Consider the following 2906-nt stretch of genomic DNA (forward strand, 5'->3'; position numbering starts at 1 on the left):
GCATACGTGAACTCGATACCGAAACCCTGCTCACCCGACCCGGCCAGATCGGTGACGGTCACCTGCAGATCGAACTTCGCGATCGCCGTGTCGAAGTCGACACCCGAGACACTCAGGCCCGGCAGTTCGAGATGCGCGTCCGCCAAATTCTGGAAAGTCAGCATCACTTGGAACAACGGATGACGCGCCTGCGAACGCGCAGGATCGAGCACCTCCACCAACCGCTCGAACGGCACATCCGCATGCGCGAACGCATCGAGATCTGTCCCCCGAACGGTATCGAGGAACTCCCCGAACGGGACCGCACCGTCGAGGGAAGTGCGCAATACGAGGGTGTTGACGAACATGCCTACCAGATCGTCGAGCGCAGCCTCACCACGCCCCGCGATCGGCGTGCCGATCGCAACATCGGAACTCGCACCCAACCGCGACAGCAACACCGCCAGAGCAGCATGCACCACCATGAATTCGGTTGCGCCACTGCGTCGTGCGAGATCGGCTACACCCGAACGGATACGTCCGTCGATCGTGACACCGTGCGAGGCGCCCAGGTAACTCGACACCAGCGGGCGAGGCCGATCCGCCGGCAACGTCGACTCCTCCGGCAGATCCGCCAAAGCAGTACGCCAGAACTCGGTTTGCCGCGCAAGCAGCGACTCCGGATCCGACTCGTCGCCGAGGACCTCACGCTGCCACAGTGTGTAATCCGCGTACTGCACCTCGAGCGCCGACCACCCCGGGTCCACGCCTGCAGCCCGCGCCGCATACGCCGTCACCACATCACGAGTCAACGGTCCCATCGAGAACCCGTCACCGGAAATGTGATGAACCACCACAACCAGAATGTGCTCGTCCGGCGCGACCCGCAGCAACCGCACCCGGATCGGAACCTGCTGCGTCACATCGAAACCGGCGCCCGCAATCTCGGCGACCCGCACCGCCACATCCTCGGCAGCGACGTCTTCGACACCCACCTCCACGACCGCGTCGCCGGCACCGAGCACCTTCTGGAAACCGTCCCCGTCGACCTCCGGATACACCGTCCGCAACGACTCGTGCCGTGCCACCACATCCGACACCGCGCCCTGCAACGCGTCGACATCCAACGATCCCGACAACCTGATCGCCACCGGAATGTTGTTCACCGCAGATTCTGGATCCAGCCGGTTGAGGAACCACATCCGCTGCTGCGCCAACGACAACGGAATCTGCGCCGGACGAGAGCCGGCCACAAGAGGCACGCGACCCGCAAACGACGACGACTCGAGTAGACCCGCAAGCGCTTCGACGGTCGAGGCTTCGAACAACACCCGCACCGGCACCTGCGTATCGAGTGCGGCACTCAGGCGCGCGACCGCCTGCATCGCGATCAACGAGTTACCACCCAGCGCAAAGAAATCATCGTCCGCACCGACACGCTCGACACCGAGCACCTCGGCGAACACCGACGCCACACTCTGCTCGACAGCAGTCTGCGGCGCCCGGAACTCACGAACCTCCACCACCGGAGCGGGCAACGCCTTGCGGTCCAGCTTGCCCGACGAACCCACCGGCAACTCATCGAGCACCATCAAGACCGACGGCACCATATACCCCGGCAACAACCCCGAAACAAACCCCGCCAACTCGCCGCGATCCACCGTGGCCCCCACAACAGGCACCACATACCCCACGAGCTGATCCCCGAGATCCGAGGCCGACACCACCACCGCAGCCTGAGCGACCGAATCGTGCGACACCAACGCCGCCTCGATCTCACCGAGCTCGATCCGCAACCCCCGCAACTTCACCTGAAAATCGGAACGACCGATGTACTCCAGTTCCCCATCGGCATTCCACCGCACCACATCACCCGTGCGATAAAGACGCTCACCCACACCGAACGGCGACGCCACAAACCGCTCCGCCGACAAATCCGGCCGACCCACATACCCACGAGCCAACTGCACACCCGACAGATACAACTCACCCGCCACACCCACCGGCACCGGCGCGAGTCGGCTGTCGAGCACAAACACCTGCGTATTCCACACCGGCGCACCGATCGGCACCGACACCACGTCAGCATCGATCACCTCGTGGAACGTCACGTCCACCGCGGCCTCGGTCGGACCATACAAATTGTGCAACCGCACCCCCGGCAGCACCGACATCAACCGGCCCGCCACCGACGCGGGCAACGCCTCACCCGAAGCGAACACCAACCGCAACGACGACGCCGCCCCCACCGACGCCTCCGCCACGAACACCGCCAACATCGACGGCACAAAATGCGCCACCGACACACTGCGCTCCGCCATCACCGTCGCCAGATACACCGGATCCCGATGACCGTCCGGAGCAGCAACCACCAACCGCGCACCCACACCCAACGGCCAGAAAAACTCCCACACCGACACATCGAACGTAAACGGCGTCTTCTGCAACACCACATCATCTCGGGTGAGCGAGTATTCGTGCTGCATCCACTCGAGACGATTGACGATCGCCCCATGCGAAACCGCCACACCCTTCGGCCGCCCCGTCGAACCCGACGTGAAAATCACATACGCCGTGTTGTCCGGGCGCAGGACACTGCGCCGCTCGTCGTCACCGATCCGCTCGGCAGAGAACCCTTCCAGATCCAGCCGATCGATCTCTATCGCCTCGACATCCACCCCGGACGGCACCTCGAACCCATCACGGGCCGTCGTCACCAGACACACCGGATCAGCAATATCGAGCACATGCCGAATCCGATCGGCCGGATGATCCGGATCGATCGGCACATAGGCGCCACCCGCCCGCACGATCGCATACATCCCCACAAGAAGATCCAACGACCGGCGCACCGCCAGCCCCACCGTCGTCTCCGGACCCACACCCCGCGAGATCAGATACCGCGCAAGCCGATTGACCCGCGCATC

1 protein-coding gene is annotated in these 2906 nt (G+C 64.0%); it reads right to left on the reverse strand.

What is annotated here, in order from left to right; genetic code table 11:
- On the reverse strand, positions 1-2906 hold a 2906-nt coding region (locus ACFWBU_RS21185), incomplete at both ends, for an amino acid adenylation domain-containing protein (protein WP_378529146.1).

Source organism: Rhodococcus sp. NPDC060084 (assembly GCF_042730335.1).
Classification (GTDB): Bacteria; Actinomycetota; Actinomycetes; order Mycobacteriales; family Mycobacteriaceae; genus Rhodococcus.